The organism is Streptomyces sp. NPDC004561 (genome assembly GCF_053602155.1).
In genome coordinates this window covers 1-2,044 of sequence record NZ_JBSGDB010000829.1, presented here as the reverse complement: position 1 = coordinate 2,044, position 2,044 = coordinate 1, and the positions used below count along the sequence as shown (strand labels likewise).

2 protein-coding genes and 2 pseudogenes are annotated in these 2,044 nt (G+C 76.4%); 3 read left to right on the top strand and 1 reads right to left on the bottom strand.

Annotation, left to right across the window (positions count from 1 at the left end; translation table 11 throughout):
* Window positions 1–163: pseudogene (locus ACWEN3_RS45825) on the bottom strand (serine/threonine-protein phosphatase); the annotation flags it as partial.
* On the opposite strand from ACWEN3_RS45825, the gene ACWEN3_RS45820 reads away from it, so the two are divergent.
* The 3 genes and pseudogenes from ACWEN3_RS45820 to ACWEN3_RS45810 form a co-directional block, all read left to right on the top strand.
* Entirely contained in the window at window positions 128–1,123 is a 996-nt protein-coding gene (locus ACWEN3_RS45820) for an NADH-ubiquinone oxidoreductase-F iron-sulfur binding region domain-containing protein (protein WP_452984289.1), read from the top strand. The pseudogene ACWEN3_RS45825 and the gene ACWEN3_RS45820 overlap by 36 nt on opposite strands.
* A gap of 64 nt (window positions 1,124–1,187) precedes the next feature.
* Complete coding sequence (locus ACWEN3_RS45815; protein ID WP_452984288.1) at window positions 1,188–1,379, top strand: ferredoxin; 192 nt, start codon at window positions 1,188–1,190, stop codon at window positions 1,377–1,379.
* 1 nt (window position 1,380) lies between these two features.
* Window positions 1,381–1,899, top strand: a pseudogene (locus ACWEN3_RS45810) (CoA-binding protein); the annotation flags it as partial.
* Between the last annotated feature and the right edge of the window lie 145 nt (window positions 1,900–2,044).

Here is a 2,044-nt window from a genome sequence, read left to right as displayed (position 1 = left end):
CGGCGGCCGTCTCCACGGCGCCCAGGCCCTTGCCCTGCACGTCCCCGACGAGCAGCCGGGTGCCGTACGGGCCGGGCTGGATGTCGTAGAAGTCGTCGCCAACGGCGAGGAGGGGGAGCCGGGCTCCGTGAAGGACCGCTGGCTGCTGCGGCACCGGCCGCACGCGGTCCTGGACGGCCTCGGGCTGGCCGCGGCCGTCACCGGTGCCGTGCGCGGCTGCGTGTACCTCTCCGACGCCCCCGCCGAGCGGGCCGTACGCAAGGCGCTCGCCGAGCGCCCCGCCGACCTGCCCGTCGACGTCGTACAGACGGAGCACACCTATGTCGCGGGCGAGGAGACGGCCGTCGTACGGCGCATCGACGGAGGTCCGGCCCTGCCCGGCCCGAAACCCCCACGCCCGTTCGAAAGCGGCGTCGGCGGCGCTCCCACCCTCGTCGCCAACGTGGAGACGCTGGCCCGGATGGCGTTGATCCACTCGCGTCCCGACGCGGCGCACGCCGTCGCCGACGCCCACCTGGTGACCCTCTCGGCGTCCGGAAGGCGGGCGGGGGGCGTTCCTGCCGCCGGTGGCGTCAGCGCGCTGGTCGAGGTGCCCGCCGGCACGTACCTCAAGGACGTCGCCGGCCTGTGCGGGCACGGCGGGGCCGAGGCGGTCCTGCTGGGCGGCCTGTTCGGCGGCCTGCACGGCACGGGCTGGACGGACCTCCCGCTGGACCACGACGGCCTGAAGGCGGCCGGGGGAGCGCTCGGCTGCGGAGCGCTGCACTTCCTGCACCCCGAGGACTGCCCGGTCGCCGTGGCCACCGAGGCCGCCGCCTATCTCGCGGCACAGAGCGCCCGGCAGTGCGGAGTGTGCGTCTCCGGCACACGTGCGCTCGCCGGCACCCTCGGGGCGGTCGCGCGCGGCGACGCCGGCGACGACACGGCCGACAAGCTGCGCCGCTGGGCGCGGCAACTGCCCGGCCGCGGCGCCTGCGGACTGCTGGACGCCGCCGCCCGCGTCGTCGGCACCCTCCTCGTCCACTTCTCCGACCGGGTCGACGCCCACCGCAGCGCCGCCTGCCCCGCGTGCGCGGACCCGGCACCGGAGGACGGACGCCGCTTCACGGTGCCGGTGCCCTGACCCGCGCCCCCGCGCCCACCCCGCGTCCATCCGCACCGAGCCGCCACCCCGAAAGGACCGCCGCATGAAACTCCTGCTGGACTCCACCCGCTGCCAGGGCTACGGCCTGTGCCAGGAACCCGCCCCGGAACTGATCGACCTCGACGAGTGGGGCTACGCGCGGCTGCGCGCCACCGCAGTGCCCCAGGGAGGCGAGGCCGCCGCCGAGGCCGCCGTCGCCGCCTGCCCCAACTCCGCCCTGCGGCTGGTGAAGTGACATGGGACGCGACCTCTCCGCCCTCTTCGACCCCGTCTCCGTCGCCGTCGTCGGAGCCAGCGACGACCCGGCCAAGTACGGCCACGCCATCGCCGCCCAGGCCCTGCGCGCCGACCGCCGCCGCCCCGTCCACCTGGTCAACCGCCGCGGCGGCACGGTGCTCGGCCGGACCGCCGCCCCCAGCCTCGGCGCGCTCGGTGAACCCGTCGACCTCGTGGTGATCTCCGTGCCGGTGTCCGGCTTCGAGGACGCCGTCGACGAGGCCCTGGGCTGCGGGGCCCGCGCGATCGTCGCGATCACCGCCGGCTTCGCCGAGACCGGCGACGCCGGGCGGGCCCGCCAGCGCGCCGTCGCCGAACGCGTCCGCGCCGCGGGCGCCGTGATGGTCGGGCCGAACTGCCTGGGGCTGGCCGACAACACCACCGACCTCTTCCTCGCCTCCGACACCTTCGCGCCCGGCGAGGTGGCGCTGCTGAGCCAGAGCGGCAACCTCGCCCTCGAACTCCAGCTGCGCTTCCGCCCGCACGGCCTCGGCTTCTCCCGCTTCGTCTCCCTCGGAAACCAGGCCGACGTCACTACCTGCCACCCGCCGCGCCCGGCTTCTCCGCCGCCCTGCGCCCGGAGTCCGTCGCGCGGTACACCTTCCCCGGCGGCACCTATTGGGC